General features: G+C 42.5%; 12 protein-coding genes and 1 tRNA gene. 7 read left to right on the forward strand and 6 right to left on the reverse strand.

What is annotated here, in order from left to right; genetic code table 11:
* The first annotated feature begins 70 nt into the window (after positions 1-70).
* Positions 71-6,802 carry a carbohydrate-binding protein gene (locus tag D1164_RS04790; RefSeq protein ID WP_119348819.1) on the forward strand — a complete coding sequence of 2,244 codons (6,732 nt, stop codon included), beginning with the start codon at positions 71-73 and terminating at the stop codon, positions 6,800-6,802.
* Positions 6,803-6,838: 36 nt separating this feature from the next.
* On the opposite strand, the gene D1164_RS04795 is transcribed toward D1164_RS04790, so the two are convergent.
* Both D1164_RS04795 and D1164_RS04800 read right to left on the reverse strand, forming a co-directional pair.
* Positions 6,839-7,195 (reverse strand): hypothetical protein, encoded by a 357-nt coding sequence (locus D1164_RS04795; RefSeq protein ID WP_119348820.1) that lies wholly within the window; start codon positions 7,193-7,195, stop codon positions 6,839-6,841.
* 529 nt (positions 7,196-7,724) lie between these two features.
* Positions 7,725-8,522 carry a hypothetical protein gene (locus tag D1164_RS04800; protein ID WP_119348821.1) on the reverse strand — a complete coding sequence of 266 codons (798 nt, stop codon included), beginning with the start codon at positions 8,520-8,522 and terminating at the stop codon, positions 7,725-7,727.
* Positions 8,523-8,792: 270 nt separating this feature from the next.
* Here D1164_RS04800 and D1164_RS04805 point away from each other — a divergent pair, with 270 nt between their 5' ends.
* The 5 genes from D1164_RS04805 to clpX all read left to right on the forward strand — a co-directional run bounded on the left by D1164_RS04805 (position 8,793) and on the right by clpX (position 13,405).
* On the forward strand, positions 8,793-9,734 hold the full coding sequence (locus tag D1164_RS04805; protein ID WP_119348822.1) for a hydrogen peroxide-inducible genes activator: 942 nt from the start codon (positions 8,793-8,795) through the stop codon (positions 9,732-9,734).
* A gap of 47 nt (positions 9,735-9,781) precedes the next feature.
* Positions 9,782-9,863 (forward strand) — tRNA-Leu (locus tag D1164_RS04810).
* A gap of 169 nt (positions 9,864-10,032) precedes the next feature.
* Positions 10,033-11,385, forward strand: coding sequence for a trigger factor (gene tig / locus D1164_RS04815; RefSeq protein ID WP_119348823.1), 1,353 nt, complete (start codon positions 10,033-10,035; stop codon positions 11,383-11,385).
* 100 nt (positions 11,386-11,485) lie between these two features.
* Entirely contained in the window at positions 11,486-12,169 is a 684-nt protein-coding gene (clpP, locus tag D1164_RS04820; protein ID WP_119348824.1) for an ATP-dependent Clp endopeptidase proteolytic subunit ClpP, read from the forward strand.
* Positions 12,170-12,172: 3 nt separating this feature from the next.
* Positions 12,173-13,405, forward strand: coding sequence for an ATP-dependent Clp protease ATP-binding subunit ClpX (gene clpX / locus D1164_RS04825; RefSeq protein ID WP_444705181.1), 1,233 nt, complete (start codon positions 12,173-12,175; stop codon positions 13,403-13,405).
* A gap of 283 nt (positions 13,406-13,688) precedes the next feature.
* Here clpX and D1164_RS04830 read toward each other — a convergent pair whose 3' ends face one another.
* Entirely contained in the window at positions 13,689-14,087 is a 399-nt protein-coding gene (locus tag D1164_RS04830; RefSeq protein ID WP_119348825.1) for a GreA/GreB family elongation factor, read from the reverse strand.
* Positions 14,088-14,178: 91 nt separating this feature from the next.
* Here D1164_RS04830 and D1164_RS04835 point away from each other — a divergent pair, with 91 nt between their 5' ends.
* Positions 14,179-14,880: a MarR family winged helix-turn-helix transcriptional regulator gene (locus D1164_RS04835; RefSeq protein ID WP_119348826.1), complete on the forward strand. Its 702-nt coding sequence runs from the start codon at positions 14,179-14,181 to the stop codon at positions 14,878-14,880.
* Positions 14,881-14,920: 40 nt separating this feature from the next.
* On the opposite strand, the gene D1164_RS04840 is transcribed toward D1164_RS04835, so the two are convergent.
* The 3 genes from D1164_RS04840 to D1164_RS04850 are packed head-to-tail and all read right to left on the reverse strand — an operon-like array spanning position 14,921 to position 17,690.
* A complete protein-coding gene (locus D1164_RS04840; protein ID WP_119348827.1) occupies positions 14,921-16,330 on the reverse strand; it encodes a sodium/proline symporter in 1,410 nt (469 codons plus the stop codon).
* Between the two features lie 39 nt (positions 16,331-16,369).
* Positions 16,370-17,260 carry an ectoine hydroxylase gene (gene thpD, locus D1164_RS04845; protein WP_119348828.1) on the reverse strand — a complete coding sequence of 297 codons (891 nt, stop codon included), beginning with the start codon at positions 17,258-17,260 and terminating at the stop codon, positions 16,370-16,372.
* 25 nt (positions 17,261-17,285) lie between these two features.
* Positions 17,286-17,690 carry an ectoine synthase gene (locus D1164_RS04850; RefSeq protein WP_119348829.1) on the reverse strand — a complete coding sequence of 135 codons (405 nt, stop codon included), beginning with the start codon at positions 17,688-17,690 and terminating at the stop codon, positions 17,286-17,288.

The raw sequence follows: 17,690 nt of genomic DNA on the forward strand, positions 1-17,690 counted from the left end.
CTTGTCAGTTTAATACACAGGCTTTTAGTATTGAATATCCGGATAAAGTTTGAACCATTAAATAATAATTATGAAAAAGTGTACTTTAATCTTGTTTTGTAGTAAATTCTTTTTTCCCATTTTTGATTCAGGGGGAAAGAAGCTCTCTTTGTTGCTTTTTATGCTGGCGGTTCCGCTGCTTATGATGGCGCAACGGAAGTATCCGGATATGGATGTATCCATATCTTCCAACGGGTCTGATTACACAATTAGTTTTTCTTACGATGGAGCGGGTGTGGTTGGATGTAGTGAATCTGTTAAATACGATTTTGATATCTTTAAGAATTCGGATTCCAATTCACTTAAAACAATCTCTGGTTCAGGAAGCCAGGGCAGTGGCACCCTGACTTATGTTGCCGGGCCAAACAACTCAGGGGATTGGGGCTTGCGTTACAAGGAATGGGAAGATTGTATTTGGGCCTGGTGTAATTGTGTGGAATGGGCCTGGAGCGGCTATCCGAGAGACATGACCGACAATGGTTCCCATCCTTCAGGATACAGTGTGTTAACCCACGCTGCTACGGTACCCATAAAGTCCCCTTCAAATGTTACTGCTTCGAATGAAGCATTTTATGACAAAATCACCATTGAATGGACCAAAGAAACCGACATTCCGGATGGAAGTACAAACTACCGGATTTATCGGGGAACAACTTTGAACAATGGAACATTAATTCACACTACCGATGGTAGCACCCGTTCATGGACGGATAACACCGTTGAGCCCAATGATGAATTTTATTATTGGGTAACTACTTATACTTCTTCTTGGGGAAGTCATGAGTCGCCAAGAAACAGCGGCAGGGCTGTGCTGGGGAAGGCAAAAAAACTCTCAGTGCAAGCTTCTGATGGTCTGTACACCAACAGGGTCAAAATTGAGTGGGAAGATTTGTCTGAGTTTGCGGAAGAAATTCGTATTGAAAGAAGTATTCCGGAATCGGCAGAAAGGGAAGAACTCGACATTCTGAGCAAAAATGCACAGGCATACAGCGACGATGGGGCAATTCCCGGATACAACCATACATATTATATTACGCCTATTCACGAGTCTCGCACTTTCCCGTCTTTTTCAGATAAGGGTTACAAAAAGCCCAACGGGACTATTAAGGGAAATATTACCTCGTTGCTTGGCGCAGGGGTAGAGGGTGTAACCGTTTGTGCGGTACTGGCTACACAGGATTTGCCGGAAGGGGCAGTACCTGTTCCTTCGTTAGGGTACTGTACAACAACGGATATAGACGGATACTACGAAATCAGGAATATTTACTATTTCGAAGAGGCCGAGTTTAAGATAGTTCCCTTCAAATCGGGACCTGTCGGGCCGCATATATTTTCTCCGGACACCATCACCCGAATTCTGGATTTAAATTCCAAGTTAAGTTCGGGTGCGAATTTTACGGATGAAAGTGTATTTACGGTTTCGGGGAAAGTTATTTTTCCAACATCCTCAACAGGTGTAGAATGTGGCGTGCCAGATGTTGAAATAAAATTTGACGGCGAAAGCCGGGGGATTTTTACCGATTCTGACGGAAACTGGAGTTATGCCATTCAGGAAGAAGGAACGTATACCTTCGCTCCGGAGTTTATGCATCATTATTTTGAAAACGATGAGGGAAATACGTCGACCACCGTTTTGGTAAACGACGATATTTCCAATATAGATTTTACCAACCTTCAGGTGGATAGTATTGAAGTGAAGGTACAGGGCGGATGTGGGAACCCAGTGGCTAATTTTGCAACGGTTCGCGTTACATCTCCGGGAAATTGTTACAACCAAACTTTTGCGACTGATGCCAATGGTTTGCTGACACTTAAAAATTTACCGGCACGTGAGTACGATGTACAGGTGATTGCACTCAGTCCAACAAGTTCCAGTATAATGGACCAGATTGGAAACAAACCCGTTACAATTGACCTCACCGTCCGCGATACAACGGAGGTTGTAGCTGAGCGGGACAGTATCAGCATTACCCCTGCCGATACGTTATTCTTGCCGAATGGAAGTGTTTCCATAACTCCTGCCGATACAACCGTTGTAACCCTCACCGATACAACCCGCAGCGAAGTTATTCCACGCGCTGATTTCATTTACCATTCTCCGCTACAAATAGATGTTGATTTTGAAGATACCGGAGCAGAGGTTATCGATGATTGCCTGAACTCCGACGGAGATCCTATCATTTTGATGGAACAAAACAGCAAGTATAAAATAGTTTTTGATGTAACAGAACAGTTGGGAGATTGTCCGATAAAAGAAGGCACTCTGCGTATTTTCGATTTTGTGAGTGACAACGGGGATGAACCCATAGAGGTGCCTATTGTCAATGGTTTTGCTACATATACTGTAGAGGCAGGGTTGCCTGAAATTGCTGAAAGTGAAGAGCACAATCATGAAAAATTGCTTTACATTGTACCCGAAGTGGGATTTCTGGAGGCACAGCCCGTTGAATACTGGGTTATGGTAACCGGAGTAAAAACCCAGGCTCCGTCGTTCATCACAAGGTCGGTGGATTTGCCTATGTTGGTATTGCACGATCCTCCGGGAGACAATAGTCATGCTTTTGTAGAAAAAGGGACTGAGTTTAAAAGTTTTGAAACCCACGAAGTACTGGTTGGAGGTGAAGCGGGCGTTTTTGCAAATTTATTGATTGGAGCCAAAATAATTACTCCATTCTCCACCAACTCGTTTGGTACCATGGTCAATTTTAAGGCGGTTGCCGGAAGGGATAATTTCGACCGGGATGGTATTGAGACAACCATCACATTTAATGAAACCTTCTCAACTTCCGACATGGAAAACCTGACCGGTAACGACGGGGACGTGTTTATTGGAGCAGCATTTAACCAGGAGTTTGCAATAGGCGACGAATTAGCTTTCGACAAAGATCAGTGTAAACCTGTGATCAAGGTTGTACCAACCATCGACGTTACCGGGTTTGCCACTACATTTATTTATACAGAGAAACATATTAAAAACACTCTGTTGCCCAAGCTGGGAGAATTAAGGGCTGCCATTATTGGCGGAAAAGACGCCAGCCAGTTAACCGAGGAAGAAAAAATACAGGCCAACCAGCTTATGTTCGACAGTCTTCACTGGGAGAATGTAATGGCTAAAAATGAAGCGAACCGCGATACCAATGCTATTTTCAAAGAAAATAAATCATTTAGCGCAGGGGCTCCCTACAGCAATTCATATTCATCCAGTACCACCAACTCTGTTTCGTATGAGTACAACGCATTCGTTAATATTGATCTGGATATCGGGATTAAAATTGATAACGCTGCCGGTGCCTGGTTTGACAGTGAATTGGGGGTGACTTCGAAATTCAGATGGGGTACAACAACAAATACAGGAACCGCAAATACCACGAGCAGGACAGTGGGATATATTCTGGATGACAATGATATCGGCGATTTCTTTAGTGTCGATATAAAAGAGGATACGGCCTATGGTGTGCCATCCTTTAAATTGAAATTGGGAACTACCAGTTGTCCTCACGAACCCGGGTCCCAACCCCGCGACGATGCGCGGATTCAAATTTTTCCGCCTCAGATTAATAATGTGCCCATTGGAGGCCAGGCGGTGTTTACTGCAAATTTGCTGAATGAAAGCCAAAGCAGGGAAACAAGGGAATACCACGTCCGGGCGATATCTACTACAAATCCTGACGGAGCAGTGATTAAAATTGGCGGCCAACTTATAAATAACGGTGGTGCATCCTTCTTCCTCGACTTTAACCAGACTGCCAGCGTAGCGTTGACTGTGGAGAGAGGGCCGTTGGCCACTACCTACGATTCAATCGGGATTATGATGTACCCGCCTTGTGAATATTCGTTGTGGGAAGACAATGGAAATATTACCAGCGGCGATACTGCGTGGATTTTTGTTGATTTCCAGAGCGACTGTTCCAATGTGTCGTTGCACTTGCCGGGTGATGGCTGGCTGGTAAATCAAAATAATAATGACATCCTTGATGTTGCTTTTACAGGATACGATTTGAATAATGAATACCTAGAGAGCATTACCCTGCAATATAAGCGGGAAGGTCAAGGCTGGGTGGATGACATTACTATCCAGAAAGAGGAATTGTCTGGTAACTTTTTTGATTACGCATTCGATGTGTCCGGGTTGCCCGATGGAAATTACAGGCTAAGGGCAAAATCCTTTTGTGGTATCGAAGGCGGGCTTTCCTATTCTTCGGAGCAAAAAGGAATCATTGACCGCACTTCGCTGGCGCCGTTTGGTATGCCTTCACCGGCTGATGGGTTCCTGCGGTTTGGTCAGGAAATCAGTGTCACTTTCGATAAAGATATCAATTGTAACTTCAATAGTTACGATCCGGCCCTTTCGCAGGCCTATGTGAGACTTTTCCTTGAAGATGGAACTGCAATTCCTGCCACGGTCCAGTGTTCCGGAAGTCAGGATAAAATCATTATTGTTCCCAACGAAGATTTGTTTTCGCAGCCATTGCTGGAAGGAGTAAGGGTTTTTGCCGTAGTAGATAGTATCCAGGATATTTCCGGAAATGTGCAGAAATACCGGACCGAGTGGTCGTTCCTGGTAAATGTAAGTCCGGTTTCATGGAATCCGGAAGATATTCATCGCACAGCAGTAGAAACGGATGAGGTAATTATAAGCGCCAACCTCGATAACAGCGCTACGATAACCAAATCGTTCATTATTTCAGAATGGCCCGATTGGCTTACTCCTTCGGTCACCTCTGCTTCTATTCTTTCCGGGAACAGCTTTACGGTCCAGTTGCATGCTGCGGATGACCTCGAGCCCGGCCTTTACGAAGGACAGGTGGTTGCATTGGTTGATGAAGTTCCTGAGATTCTGAACGTAACATTGGAATTATATGCTGAAGATGTGAACTGGAATATTAACTATCCGGATTTTGAGCATAGTATGAGTATTGTTGCCCAGTTTAGTTCTGATGCAGGGGACTTGAATCTGTCAACCGGATTGCGCGACAAAATTGCAGCGTATGTTAATGGAGAACTGAGAGGGGTCGGAAATATTACGTTTGTTTCCGAACTGAACAGGTATGCTGCGTTTATAAATGTAGCCGGAAATATAAGTGGCGAAAACGGTAGTCTGCTTGAAGCGGAAGATTATGTGAGTGATTTGAGTGTACAGGATATCACTGTTACGGACGAAGGAGTCAATTCCGGAGCAACCCGTTTTAAAAAGAATAACTGGATTGAGTTCGATGTTTATGCTACGAAGCCGGGCACTTTCGATGCTGCCTTCAGGCTGGCAAGTACAAGATCGGGCGAAGAGGTTGAGTTGTATGTTGATGGGGTATTGAAAACTACCTTCACTGTTCCCAATACCGGGAGCCTCAGCGCTTTCTCAACATTTGTAACCAGTGTTGAAATGAGTGCAGGAGCCCATCTTCTTCGTATTCAGTCAAAAAATGCTGAGTTCGATTTAAACTGGATTAATTTTCCGGAATACCATGTAAGAAATCAACATACTCCGGAGGTAATTAAATTCAGGATGTGGGATGGCTTGAACGGGATAGAATATGGTGCCATTGAAGAATTAACTTTCTTCAGCGACGGTGTTGTAGGGAATGCCCAGGAGCCATTTATTCTGCACCCGGCCGGAGGAATCCAGGAAATGATACTGGCCAAAGGCTGGACATGGATTTCGGTTAATAAAGAGAGTGACGATATGAGCGTGGGTAAAGTACTCGAAAGTATTACACCTCCCACTTCTTTGAATAATATCACATTGAAGTCACAAACAGCATTTTCTCAATATACCAGCGAAGCTGGCTGGCAGGGAGGTTTAGCCGATATCGACTTACAGTCGGGGTATATGATTCATCTGGATACCCATGGAGATACCCTGAATTTAATCGGGAAAACACCTGAGAATAATGTAAACATTTCTCTGACGCCAAAATGGAACTGGATTGGTTTCCCCAAACCCGGAATAATGGGTGTGGATAGTGTGTTGAACCAGTTGACTTCTAATCCGGGAGATATCATAAAAAGCCAGTTCGAATTTGCGGAGTACAACGAAAGTGCCGGTTCCTGGATTGGCGATTTAGACTTCTTCAAACCTGGAATGGGCTACAAATTATTTGTGTCGGATTCTGATAATCTGGAATTCCTGAAATCGGGTAGTCCGGAGGAACAGTTCCTGAAGTTTGAATATAATATGACGCTTACTGCTGCCATTGATTTTGGAATACTTCCTGAATCTGAAAATTACAGGTTGAGAACATATATCAACGGTCAGTTGCGAGGAGATAACTCGTTAGCTTATGTTGATGGATTGGAGAAATTTATGGCATTCAATATGGTTTATGGTAACCGGTCCGACATTGGAGAAAAGGTCGACATTGTGTTGTGGGATAGTTTTAATCAGAAAGAGATTGAAATGTCTTCTGCTGAAATTAGTTTCGGTATCGACAAAATTGCCGGAACCCTTTCCAGCCCGGTAGTTCTTTCTCCTTTAAGTGTCGGGATTGACGAACAGGGTGGTGGTATGTTTGAATTTGATACGTATCCGAATCCGTTTGCCGGCAAAACCAAAATCAGCTATTTCATCCCGGCTGATTCGCATGTTGTCCTGACAATAAGCGACTCGTTTGGTAAGGAGATTACCCGACTTGTTGATGAACAACAGCGGGCCGGACAGTATGATTATACTTTTGTTGCAAAGAATCTTCCTTCAGGTATCTACTTCTGTACCTTAAAAACAGGTAATGAAGTGAATACTAAAAAGCTGATTCTTCTCGAAGATTAATTATGACAGACGAATGTAACTGGTTCTAAAAGAGGATTACAGTATTAGATACATTTTATTTATTTGATAAAGGATGCAGACCCATTGGTTTGCATCCTTTCTTTTTATACGTTTTGATCTTTTTATTTTCCTTTGCTGGTAGTGGGCCACGTCATAGAATTCCATATAAAAATGCGCATAAAGTATTATAATGCTTTGCTGTATTTTATTTAGGACTCCTGTTTCCGAATACGCTCTTTTTGCATAGCGGCCTTTGTGCAATGGCTCTTCTTTGGGCTCACCTTGAATTTTCTGCTTCGTCTTTGCCTCAGGGTAAAGATGAAGACCCCCGGTAGGGAAAATAAATTTATTAATGCAAATCAAGAGTTGAACCCACTTCGGTTTTTTTTTCATACCCACTTCATTACCATGGGTTTTACCCGTGGCTATTATTGTTTAATCCCTTTCGGGATAAAAAAATGTCCGAAGGACACAAATAAAAATAGCCCCGTGCGAAGCTCGGGGAAGGAAATACGTTGTAAAGGCGTAACCCCGGAGTGGGTTGAATTGTTGATAATCAGCTAATGCCAACTTTTGATTCATATTATACTTTAATTTTCTTATCCCACTCGCATTTTTTAATGTGCTCTGCCTTTAGAAAACAAATCGGAGTGTTAGAAATGTCACTTTCTTTCTGTTTCGGGTAGCTGAAATTTTTGCATAAAAAACTAAATCCACCGGATTTTCAAGATGAGCCCTTCTTTGCACATCTCATGGCCACGGGATGTATAAAATGGTTCAAATATTTTTTTGTGCGCTTGAGGTACAGGCTTTTAATCTTTTTTTTGCCGGGCATTACTTTTTTGTTGTAATGCTATTTTAAGACGTACCAATGGATGAAGTGTCTTGTAAAGGGTTCTGAGGACGCTACCCTTTTAATCATTTATCCATTTATTCCGAGTATATTTTGCAGCGACTGGATTTCAGCTTTTAGTTTGCTTTTTTGTTTTAATGCTTTGGAAAGGGCAATGGCATCTTTTACAGCCTGTTTGTCATAAGTTTCCAAAATGATGTAGTAGTATTTGTTGCCGAGGAAAACTGCTTTCAGGCGGCGGTCGGCATTGTTGGCAATAAATTCCATCACCCCGTTATCTTTGCCATTGCGGTAACTCACTTTTTCCCATTTGGCTTCCATAAAATCGCTGCGGTGGTTGTTTACATCGCCAATTGGAATTTCCTCGGTTTTGGCATCATCTCCCTGGTCGTAAACACGAAGTGCTGTGTGGTCCAGCCATTTTTCACCATGGTAATTGCTGCTTAAGTAAATCTCACCGCGTTCATCAAGGTGAACCTGGATGTAGGAGCGATCCCATGCCCGCTTAAAATTTTGCCTTTTATGAATGTATTGTGTATACCGGTCAAATTCTGTTTTTTCCTTTTCAAATGGCTCTTCCAACTCGGTAATTCGCACTTGGAGTGAGTCAAACTGTGCTTCTTTTCGGTGGAGTAAATCAAATTGCACCTCACGCTGAAGGTTTTTGGCTGCATTTACAGCATAAACTGCTTTGGGGAAAAGTTTTGGGATGCTGTCGAGGTGACGCAAAGCAACAGTAGTGTCATTTTTTTCCAGGAGTGTCCGTGCCTGTTCAAGCTTTGTGCGGGCCTTGTCTTCATCCGACGGACCGCAGGCAACCAGCAAAACGGCCAGAATTAAAACGGTTATATGGAATGAAATCTTCATTATCGATTGTTTTGCACAAAATTACTATTTTTCCGTTACCTGAAAAATGTATGATCTTTTGTTCTGAACAGCCCCAAAATATTCATATAATGCGATAGCTTTTTTTTGCGAATACAGAGCCCTCATTCAGGGCGGTATTGTATTTTTTTCAAATTTGTAGAACAGAAATAAAAAGAGCCGGTTAAGTTTTTGTAATAAAATCAGATTATCACGGCTTTTTTTTTCGGTACATAAGATATTTTCTATTTTTAGTGCCAAAATTTTTGCGCCATGATAACGCTTACCCAACTGGAATATATTGTTGCGGTAGACACCTACCGGCATTTTGGAAAAGCCGCTGAATCGTGCTTTATTACTCAGCCCACACTCTCCATGCAAATTAAGAAGCTGGAAGAAGACCTGGAGATCATTATTTTCGATCGTAGTAAGCAGCCGCTTATTCCAACCGATGTGGGGCAGCGTATTATCGAACAGGCACGGGTGGTGTTGAAGCAGTCTGAAGAGCTTACGAATATTGTAAAGGACCATAAGAATCAGGTTTCCGGAATGTTGCGCATTGGCATTATTCCAACTCTTGCCCCTTATCTTTTGCCGATATTCATAGGCCGTTATAAAAAGAAATACCCTAATATTTTTATTAAAGTGGTGGAACAAACCACTGATCAGATTGTGAACCTTCTGAATAAAGATCTTATTGATGTGGGCATTTTGGTCACCCCGCTGGGGGAGCAGAAAATTATTGAAAAGCCTCTTTTTTATGAAGAGATGCTCATTTATGTGAACCCGGAAAGTGAGCTGTACAAAAAGAAGGAAATTACCCTGAAAGATATTGCGATCCCGGAAATCTGGCTGTTGAGCGATGGACATTGTTTCCGCGACCAGGTAATTAATCTCTGTTCTTTTCTTGGAACGGTGGACAGTCAGTTGCCTTTCCACTTTGAAGCTGGTTCGCTGGAAACCCTCATGAATATTGTTGACAGGGAAGGTGGTATTACCCTGATTCCCGAGTTGGCCAAGTTGGGAATGTCGGAGAAAAGACAGGAAAACGTACGATCTTTCAGCAACCTGAAACCATTGCGGGAAGTGAGCCTCGTTTACTCGCGGCACTTTGCAAAGCATAAGCTGATAAACCTGCTTTGGCGCGAGATTAAAGATGCCATCCCAGAAGAACTTCAAAATGAGCAGAGAGGAACTGTTGTTGAGTGGAAATAATTTTTTATTGATTTAAAAAAAATGGTTACCTTTGCGCCCTGTTTTTAGCGGACGTGGCGGAATTGGTAGACGCGCCAGACTTAGGATCTGGTGCCTTATGGCGTGGGGGTTCGAGTCCCTTCGTCCGCACAAATGCCGCCGGCCAACCTTCAGGGGATTTGCGCCGGCGGTTTAAATAAACAGTTCTGTCAAATTATTTTATCATGAAACGAGTATGAAAATTTTCTTGCAGAAATAGTACAAAGAGTGCATACAGGTTTCATGCTTATCAAAAATGGAAACAAATAATTTTTAAAAGATGAATATTACGAGGGAAAATATCGACAGTGTGAATGCGGTAGTTAAAGTTTTGATTGAAAAAACAGACTATGAAAAAACCGTCGAAGAAACATTGAAAGAATACCGTCAGAAGTCTTCTATCCCTGGATTCAGACCGGGAAAAGCTCCCATCGGGCTCATCAAAAAACGGTTCGGCACATCTGTGATGGTAGAAGAAATCAATAAGATGCTGTCGCAAAATCTTACCCGCTATCTGGTGGATGAGAAACTTCGGATTTTGGGTGAACCACTGTCGAGTACCGAACAGCAGAAGCCTATTGACTGGGACAACGATGAAAACTTTGAGTTTGCTTTCGATGTGGCCCTCGCACCTGAAATAGAGGTTCCGCTGGATGAAAAGGATAAACTGGACTATTTTACCATCAAGGTAGCGGACGATATGATTGACCAGCAGATAGAGATGATTCAATCTCAGATGGGCCAGAATGTGGATTCCGAAGCGGTAAAAGAAAAGGATTTGTCTCGTGGTGATTTCGTGGAACTCGATGCTGAGGGAAATGAAAAGGAAGAAGGTGTGCGTGCCGAGGGCGTGCTTCTTTCGGTTGATTTAATAAAAGATGAAGAGATTAAAAAACAATTCCTGGGAAAACAAAAGGGCGAGGTGCTGGTTTTCGACCCGGTTAAAGCCTATCAGGATCGCCATGAAGTAGGCCACCTGTTAAAAATTAGCCATGAAGAGGCCGATGAACTCAACAGTGAATTCAAATTTACCATTACCGAAATTCTTGAGTTTAAAAAGGCCGAATTGAATGAAGAGTTGTACAAAAAAATATATGGAGAAGATACCGAAGTCAAAACGGAAGAAGATTTGAAGAAAAAGCTGAAGGAAGAAATTGCACTCAGTTTATTGCAGTCTTCTGATCGTAAGTTTGCAACCGACGTACGGGATACCCTTGTGGAGAAAATAAAACCCGAACTTCCGGAAGCTTTCCTGAAACGCTGGCTTATTGAGTCGAACAGAGATGTAACCGAAGAACAGATCGACAAAGATTTCGACGGATTTTTGAAAGACCTGCGCTGGCAGCTCATTAAAGATGTTATTATTAAGGATAATGAGTTGAAGGTAGAAGAAGAGGAAGCCCTCGGTTTTGCGAAACAGCTTGCCCATGCACAATACAGCCAGTATGGGATTTACAATGCACCCGAAGATCAGTTGGAATCCTTTGCGAAAATGATTCTGGAAAAACCCGAAGAGAAAGAACGCTTGTATAATAAGCTTCTGGAAGACAAGGTAATCGATGTGGTAAAAGAAAAAATTACACTTCAGGAGAAAGAGGTTACCCGCGAAGAGTTTGAGGAAATGGCCAAGTAACTTTTGAGAGAGACATATTCGCAAACAACTTTTTTGTAACTTTGGTGTTCATTTTCAATGTAAAACAAATAACACAGTTATTTTTTTAAAGAGAAAGAAAATGGAGAGATACGACGAATTTAAAAAATATGCAGTTAAACATAGCGGAATCAGCAGTTTAACTTTGCAGCGTTATAATTCAGTATACGGTAGCTATATTTCGCCAACCATTATTGAGGAACGTCAACTGAACGTAGCTTCAATGGACGTTTTTTCGCGGTTGATGATGGACCGGATTATTTTTCTGGGTGTGCCGATCGACGATACAGTTGCTAATATTATTCAGGCACAATTGCTTTTCCTGGAATCGACTGACCCAACGAAAGACATTCAGATTTATCTGAATTCGCCCGGCGGGCATGTGCATGCGGGTTTGGGAATTTATGACACCATGCAATATATTTCGGCCGATGTGGCTACCATTTGCACCGGTATGGCCGCTTCCATGGGAGCGATCCTGCTTACTGCCGGAGCCAAGGGAAAACGATCGGCCCTGAAGCATTCACGGGTTATGATTCACCAGCCAATGGGTGGCGCCCAGGGACAGGCTTCTGATATTGAAATTACCGCACGCGAAATATTGAAAATTAAAACAGAGCTTTATAATATTATTTCCGAGCATACCGGAAAAACCGTAAAGCAAGTTGAAAAAGATGCGGATCGTGATTACTGGATGACCTCGGAAGAGGCGGTAAAGTATGGTATGATCGATGAAATTTTAGTAAGGGATAAGGCAAAAAAGTAATCAATGGCAAATAAAATCAGAATGGATAAATGTTCTTTCTGTGGTCGCGAAAAAAAGGAAGTAAACCTTTTGATTGCCGGGATTGACGGGCATATTTGTGATCGCTGTGCTGAACAGGCTTATTCAATTATCCAGGAAGAAATTAAAAAAGACAGTTCGTTTGATTTGGCCGGGATTCAATTGCTGAAGCCAAAACAGATCAAAGAATTTCTCGATCAGTATGTGATTGGTCAGGATGAAGCAAAAAAAATTATCTCGGTGGCTGTTTACAACCATTACAAAAGGTTAACACAGCCGTTTGATAAAGACGAAACGGAGATTGAAAAGTCGAATATTATTTTGGTGGGTGAAACCGGTACCGGAAAAACGTTGCTGGCCCGCACAATCGCCAAAATGCTGCATGTTCCTTTTACCATTGTAGATGCTACGGTACTTACCGAAGCCGGTTATGTGGGAGAAGATATTGAAAGTATCCTCACCCGTCTTTTGCAGGCTGCCGACTATAATGTGGAAGCTGCCGAGCGGGGTATTGTTTTTATCGACGAAATAGATAAAATTGCCCGGAAAAGTGATAATCCTTCCATTACCCGCGATGTATCGGGCGAAGGAGTACAACAGGGACTGCTTAAGTTGCTGGAAGGGGCAGTAGTGAATGTTCCTCCGCAGGGCGGGCGTAAACATCCAGAGCAAAAATTAATACCTGTGGATACGAAAAATATCCTGTTTGTTTGTGGCGGAGCGTTCGATGGTATTGAACGAAAAATTGCCCACAGGCTCAATACAAAAGTGATTGGGTACAGTGCCGCCAAACAAGTGGATCGTATAGAGCGTGAAAATCTACTTCAGTACATCGCTCCTCAGGATTTAAAGTCGTTTGGCTTAATACCTGAGATTATTGGGCGTTTACCTGTGTTGGTTCACCTCGATCCTTTGGATAAAGAAGCATTACGGAATATTCTTACCGAACCTAAAAACTCGGTAATAAAGCAGTATAAAAAGCTGTTCCAAATCGACAAAATTGAACTGGAGTTTGAAGAAGAAGCGCTACAGTATATTGTGGAAAAGGCTGTAGAGTTTAAGCTTGGCGCCCGCGGGTTGCGTTCTATTTGCGAAAGCATTATGAACGATGCCATGTATGAAATGCCTTCGGAAAAAGCAGAACACCTGATTATTACCCGGGAATATGCGCAGGGAAAAATGGATCGTTCCAGTATCCGCAGACTGAAAGCAAGTTAAGCAAGTCAATGTATGTGAAAATACAAAAAAGGCCGTCTCCATTTTGAGACAGCCTTTTTTCTTTACTAAAATTTATAACTCATTTTTCTCCGACTCAACATTTTTTACTCAGTCGGTTCTAAAAAAAAAAGGAAGCCAGCGCTTTAAGCTCTGCTCTTTCTCTTTTTAACTTTTTCCTCCTGTTTTTTTATCTTTTTCTCCTGCCTTTTTTCTTTTATGCTTTTCTTGGGCTCTTTTAACCCCGCATTCTTTTTTGCCATATCAATAATTTTTTAATCAGCGTTTATTTCTTTTCCTCCGGGTAAACAATATTTTTAATTTTTACCTTTTTTACACCCCGTGGGGCATTGAACGAAATGATACTGCCCGCTTTGTAACCAAGCAATGCGCTTCCGAGCATCGATAGAACAGAAATATTCCCTTTTTTAAAGTCAGCATCTTTTGGGTAGACGAGTCTTACCTTCATTTCTCTTTTGGTATCCAGATCGATTAATTCAACCATTGAATTCATAGTGATAAAATCGGGCAGGTTTTTTTTACTGTTAATTCTTCTGGCCCGTTTAATCTCAGAACCCAGGTATACCAGGTTGTTCATCTCTGTCGTGTGCCCGTCTTTTTCGGACTTAATCAGATTACACAACCTGGTGTAATCATCTTCTGTGATATTGATGTTATTTTCCATTTTAAAACATTTTTATCGTATTCGTACTAAATATATCGTATCCGATGCAATATTAATAAAACTTTTATATTTTTACAAAAATTTTAGCTGAATGGGGAAAGACAAGTACGCTATTCTGAAGCAGATAATTGATCTATATGAGGATTTCGAGGTAGAGGAAAAACATCTGGATCTGTTATCCTTTGCACAGTGGATAATAAAAAAGTTGCACGATACACCCGAGTTAAACAAAAAGGCTCCGCCAGAGAAGTACCCCAAATTTTTTCCGGATAATACGCCTGTCGTTAAAAAGTTTGAAGAAAAAGCGCGATTGCTTGAAGCTGCTTCGCGAATTGCCCGTTATCATGAGTTTTATTCCAGAAAGGCCCTGAAAGATTTGGTTATCAATACCCGACTTGAATTTCTGTTTCTTCAGGCGGTAGATATGACGGAAAAGGCGAAAAAGACCGATCTCATCAATATATATCATCTGGAATATACCACAGGGATGGATACCATACGGAGGCTAACGAATAACGGGTTGCTTAATGAGATTCCGGATGAATCAGATAAACGGGCGAAGTTGTTGGTACTTACTGAAAAAGGTCGAAATATTTTGGAACAGGCCCTCAAACGGATGAGAGAGGAAAACAAAATGTTTCTGACGGCTATTAATGACAATAAATGGAAAAAAGTTTTGGTTATTCTGGAAGAGATTGATGAATTTCACAGCATGGTTTATCAGAACCACGGTGATAAACCTTTCGCGGAGTTATGCAACCTGATGGACTCCCTGAAACATTTATATAAATAAAAGAGGGATTGGGCTGTACCGTGTTTATCAGCTTATTTCATTATGCTGGCTTTTTATTTGTTTGTGTCGATTTACCTGGAAAATAGAGGATGGCCAACCCAACAAGTATTCCGGGCATCCCTTCGTAAATTGTGGTTTCCCATCCCAGTATCCGCCATCCCAGGGCGACCGCTAAACCCGAAAAGATGGCCAGTAAAGCCCGTATCCGGCCGGGCTTTCCGCCAAGGCTTAAATAGATGAGCAATGGCCCGAATGCACTGGCAAGTCCTGACCAAGACATAATTACCAGACTGAAAACACTTTGCTTGTTGAACAGGGCCCAGCCCAGTGCAGCAAAAGTAATAACTGCAGTACCTGTTTTTAGTAAATAGGGTTTTTCAATTTTATGAGGAATTAAGTCGTGGGTGAGTGCAGAAGAGCAGCTTAATACCAGTGAATCAGCTGTGGACATCGTGGCGGCAAAAATACCCGCCAGAACGAGGCCAACCAGATAAGGGGGGAGTAGCTCAACAGCCATGATGGGCAGGGCAAGTTCCGGGTCAAAGCTTCCCGGATCCTGAAGGTAAATGCGTGATAACATACCTACACCTGTTGACATGACATAAAACAGAGTAAACCAGGTGTAATACCAAACTCTTGCCCTGCGCATCTTGCCGGTATCGCTGAGGGTCATAAAACGGACCATCACATGGGGCTGGCCAATTACTGAAACGCCGGCAAAAGCCCATCCGACAGCAAAAAGGATACCTCCTGAAATGCCTGGAAGCAGAAGGTTTTCCGGAAATAGATCCAGGAAACCATCCACTTTGCCCATTTCCGCAATAGTTTTCTCCATGCCTCCCAAAGAATACACCCCGATAATTAACAATGTTGCCATGGCCAGTATCATTACAACTGACTGTGCTCCATCCGTCCAGATAGAGGCACGTATTCCCCCGGAGAAACAATAAAGCACAACCAGTACTGCCCCAATGGTTGCCCCTGCCCAGTTAGGCCATCCAAACAGCACATGCAGCGCTTTGCTACCTGCAACAAGCTGGGCGCTGGCATAGGATAGCAAAAATACAAGGGAGATAACAGCGATGGTTCTTTGAAGAAGCAGGTTTTGTTTCCCGTTCCAGTTGCTCAAAACCCCTGCAAAACTTACCTCTCCTGTTCTTTGAGTGGCTTCGCGTAGTTTACGGTGGATAAATATTGAGCCGAGAAAATCGCCCAGTATCCAGCCGGCCATCAGCCAAACGGCGGCAAAACCTGTTGCATAGGTGTAGCCAATGACGCCAATAAACATGTATCCGCTGTTGTTAGTGGCTACTGCTGATAAACCTACCAGCGATGGGGGAATTGAACTGCTTGCCAGGTAGTAATCCTTTTTAGTACCACGACTTCTTAGTACAGAACTTACACCTACCAGGGCAAACATTCCGAGAAAAATAATAAAGCTGAGAATCATAAAAATAGTTTAGTGCCACCTAACCATTTCCCGGCAGGCTTATGCCGGGATAGGTTCTGTTTCTGCTCTGGTACAGATGTATTCCGGACGTGGTGGCTGGTTGCAAAATGGTTCTGTTACATGGTTTGAAACAGCATTAAAAACAAAAAATATGTTTGAACGGGGATAGGGAGTGACGTTCCCGTTGGAGCCATGCATTGTGTTGCAGTCAAAAATAATGACATCGCCAGGATCTCCTGTTGCTGTAACGATGCCACCTTCTTCAACCATTTTGGCTAAATTTTCGTTGCTGGGTACACCGTATTCCTGTTTTTTTAGCGATGACTTAAAATGATTTTCCGGCGTATTTCCTTCGCACACGGCGAAAACATTATGCGAACCGGGGATAAGCATCAATGCACCGTTGTAAGAGTAGTTTTTGGTTAAAGCAACGGACATGCTCAAGGCACGCATACGGGGCATGCCGTCTTCTACATGCCAGGTTTCGAAATCGGAATGCCAGTAAAACTCTTTTCCTTTGAATCCGGGTTTGTAATTTACCCGCGACTGGTGAATGTATACATCGTCATTTAGTATATATCTTGCTAACCCTGCCAGACGCTTGTCGGCAGCCAGCTTTTTAAAAACAGGACTTATCTGGTGTGCTTTAAATACCGATCGTACATCGCCGCTGGTGGGTTCAGTAATAGTGTAATCCAATGATTTTAGTTGTTCGTCATTTTTTAACCGTTCAAGCTCATCCTGGAATACTGCAATTTCACGTTCAGAAAAAAGATTTTTTAAAATGATGAATCCATCCTCCCGGTATTTATGAATTAATGCTTTTTCGATGGGGGAGTCTTCAAAATTATCCCGGTAAACTACCGGGTCTGTTCGCGGAATTAATGTTGCCTTTCTCCCCCCGCGTGATGGATAAAAGTCTTTGCTCATTGCTTTTTGTTTTTAATGTGAATTGCTAATCTGCTATGGTTTCTGCATCTAACTCATAAGCACCTTCTGCGTTATGCACCTCTTTCCCGCTTAATGGAGGGTTAAAAACGCAAGCCATCTTCATCTCGGTAAAGGCGCGTAAAATGTGCTCGTCGTTTTTATCTAAAATATAAATGGTACCAGGACGAATTTTATACTTGTTCCCGTTTTCCAGTGTTTCTATTTCACCTTCTCCCGACATGCAGTACACTGATTCGAGATGGTTTTTATAGTGCATCCGGAAATCGGCACCTTTGTAAATGGTCGTAATGTGAAATGAAAAGCCCATATTGTCGTTTTTCAACAACAGGCGTGTACTTTCCCAATTGCCATCGGGAGAGACAATTTTTCTGTCAGACTGCTCCGCCTCGTTTAAATTTCTTACTATCAT

The sequence above is a fragment of the Mariniphaga sediminis genome (assembly GCF_003573545.1).
GTDB lineage: Bacteria > Bacteroidota > Bacteroidia > Bacteroidales > Prolixibacteraceae > Mariniphaga > Mariniphaga sediminis.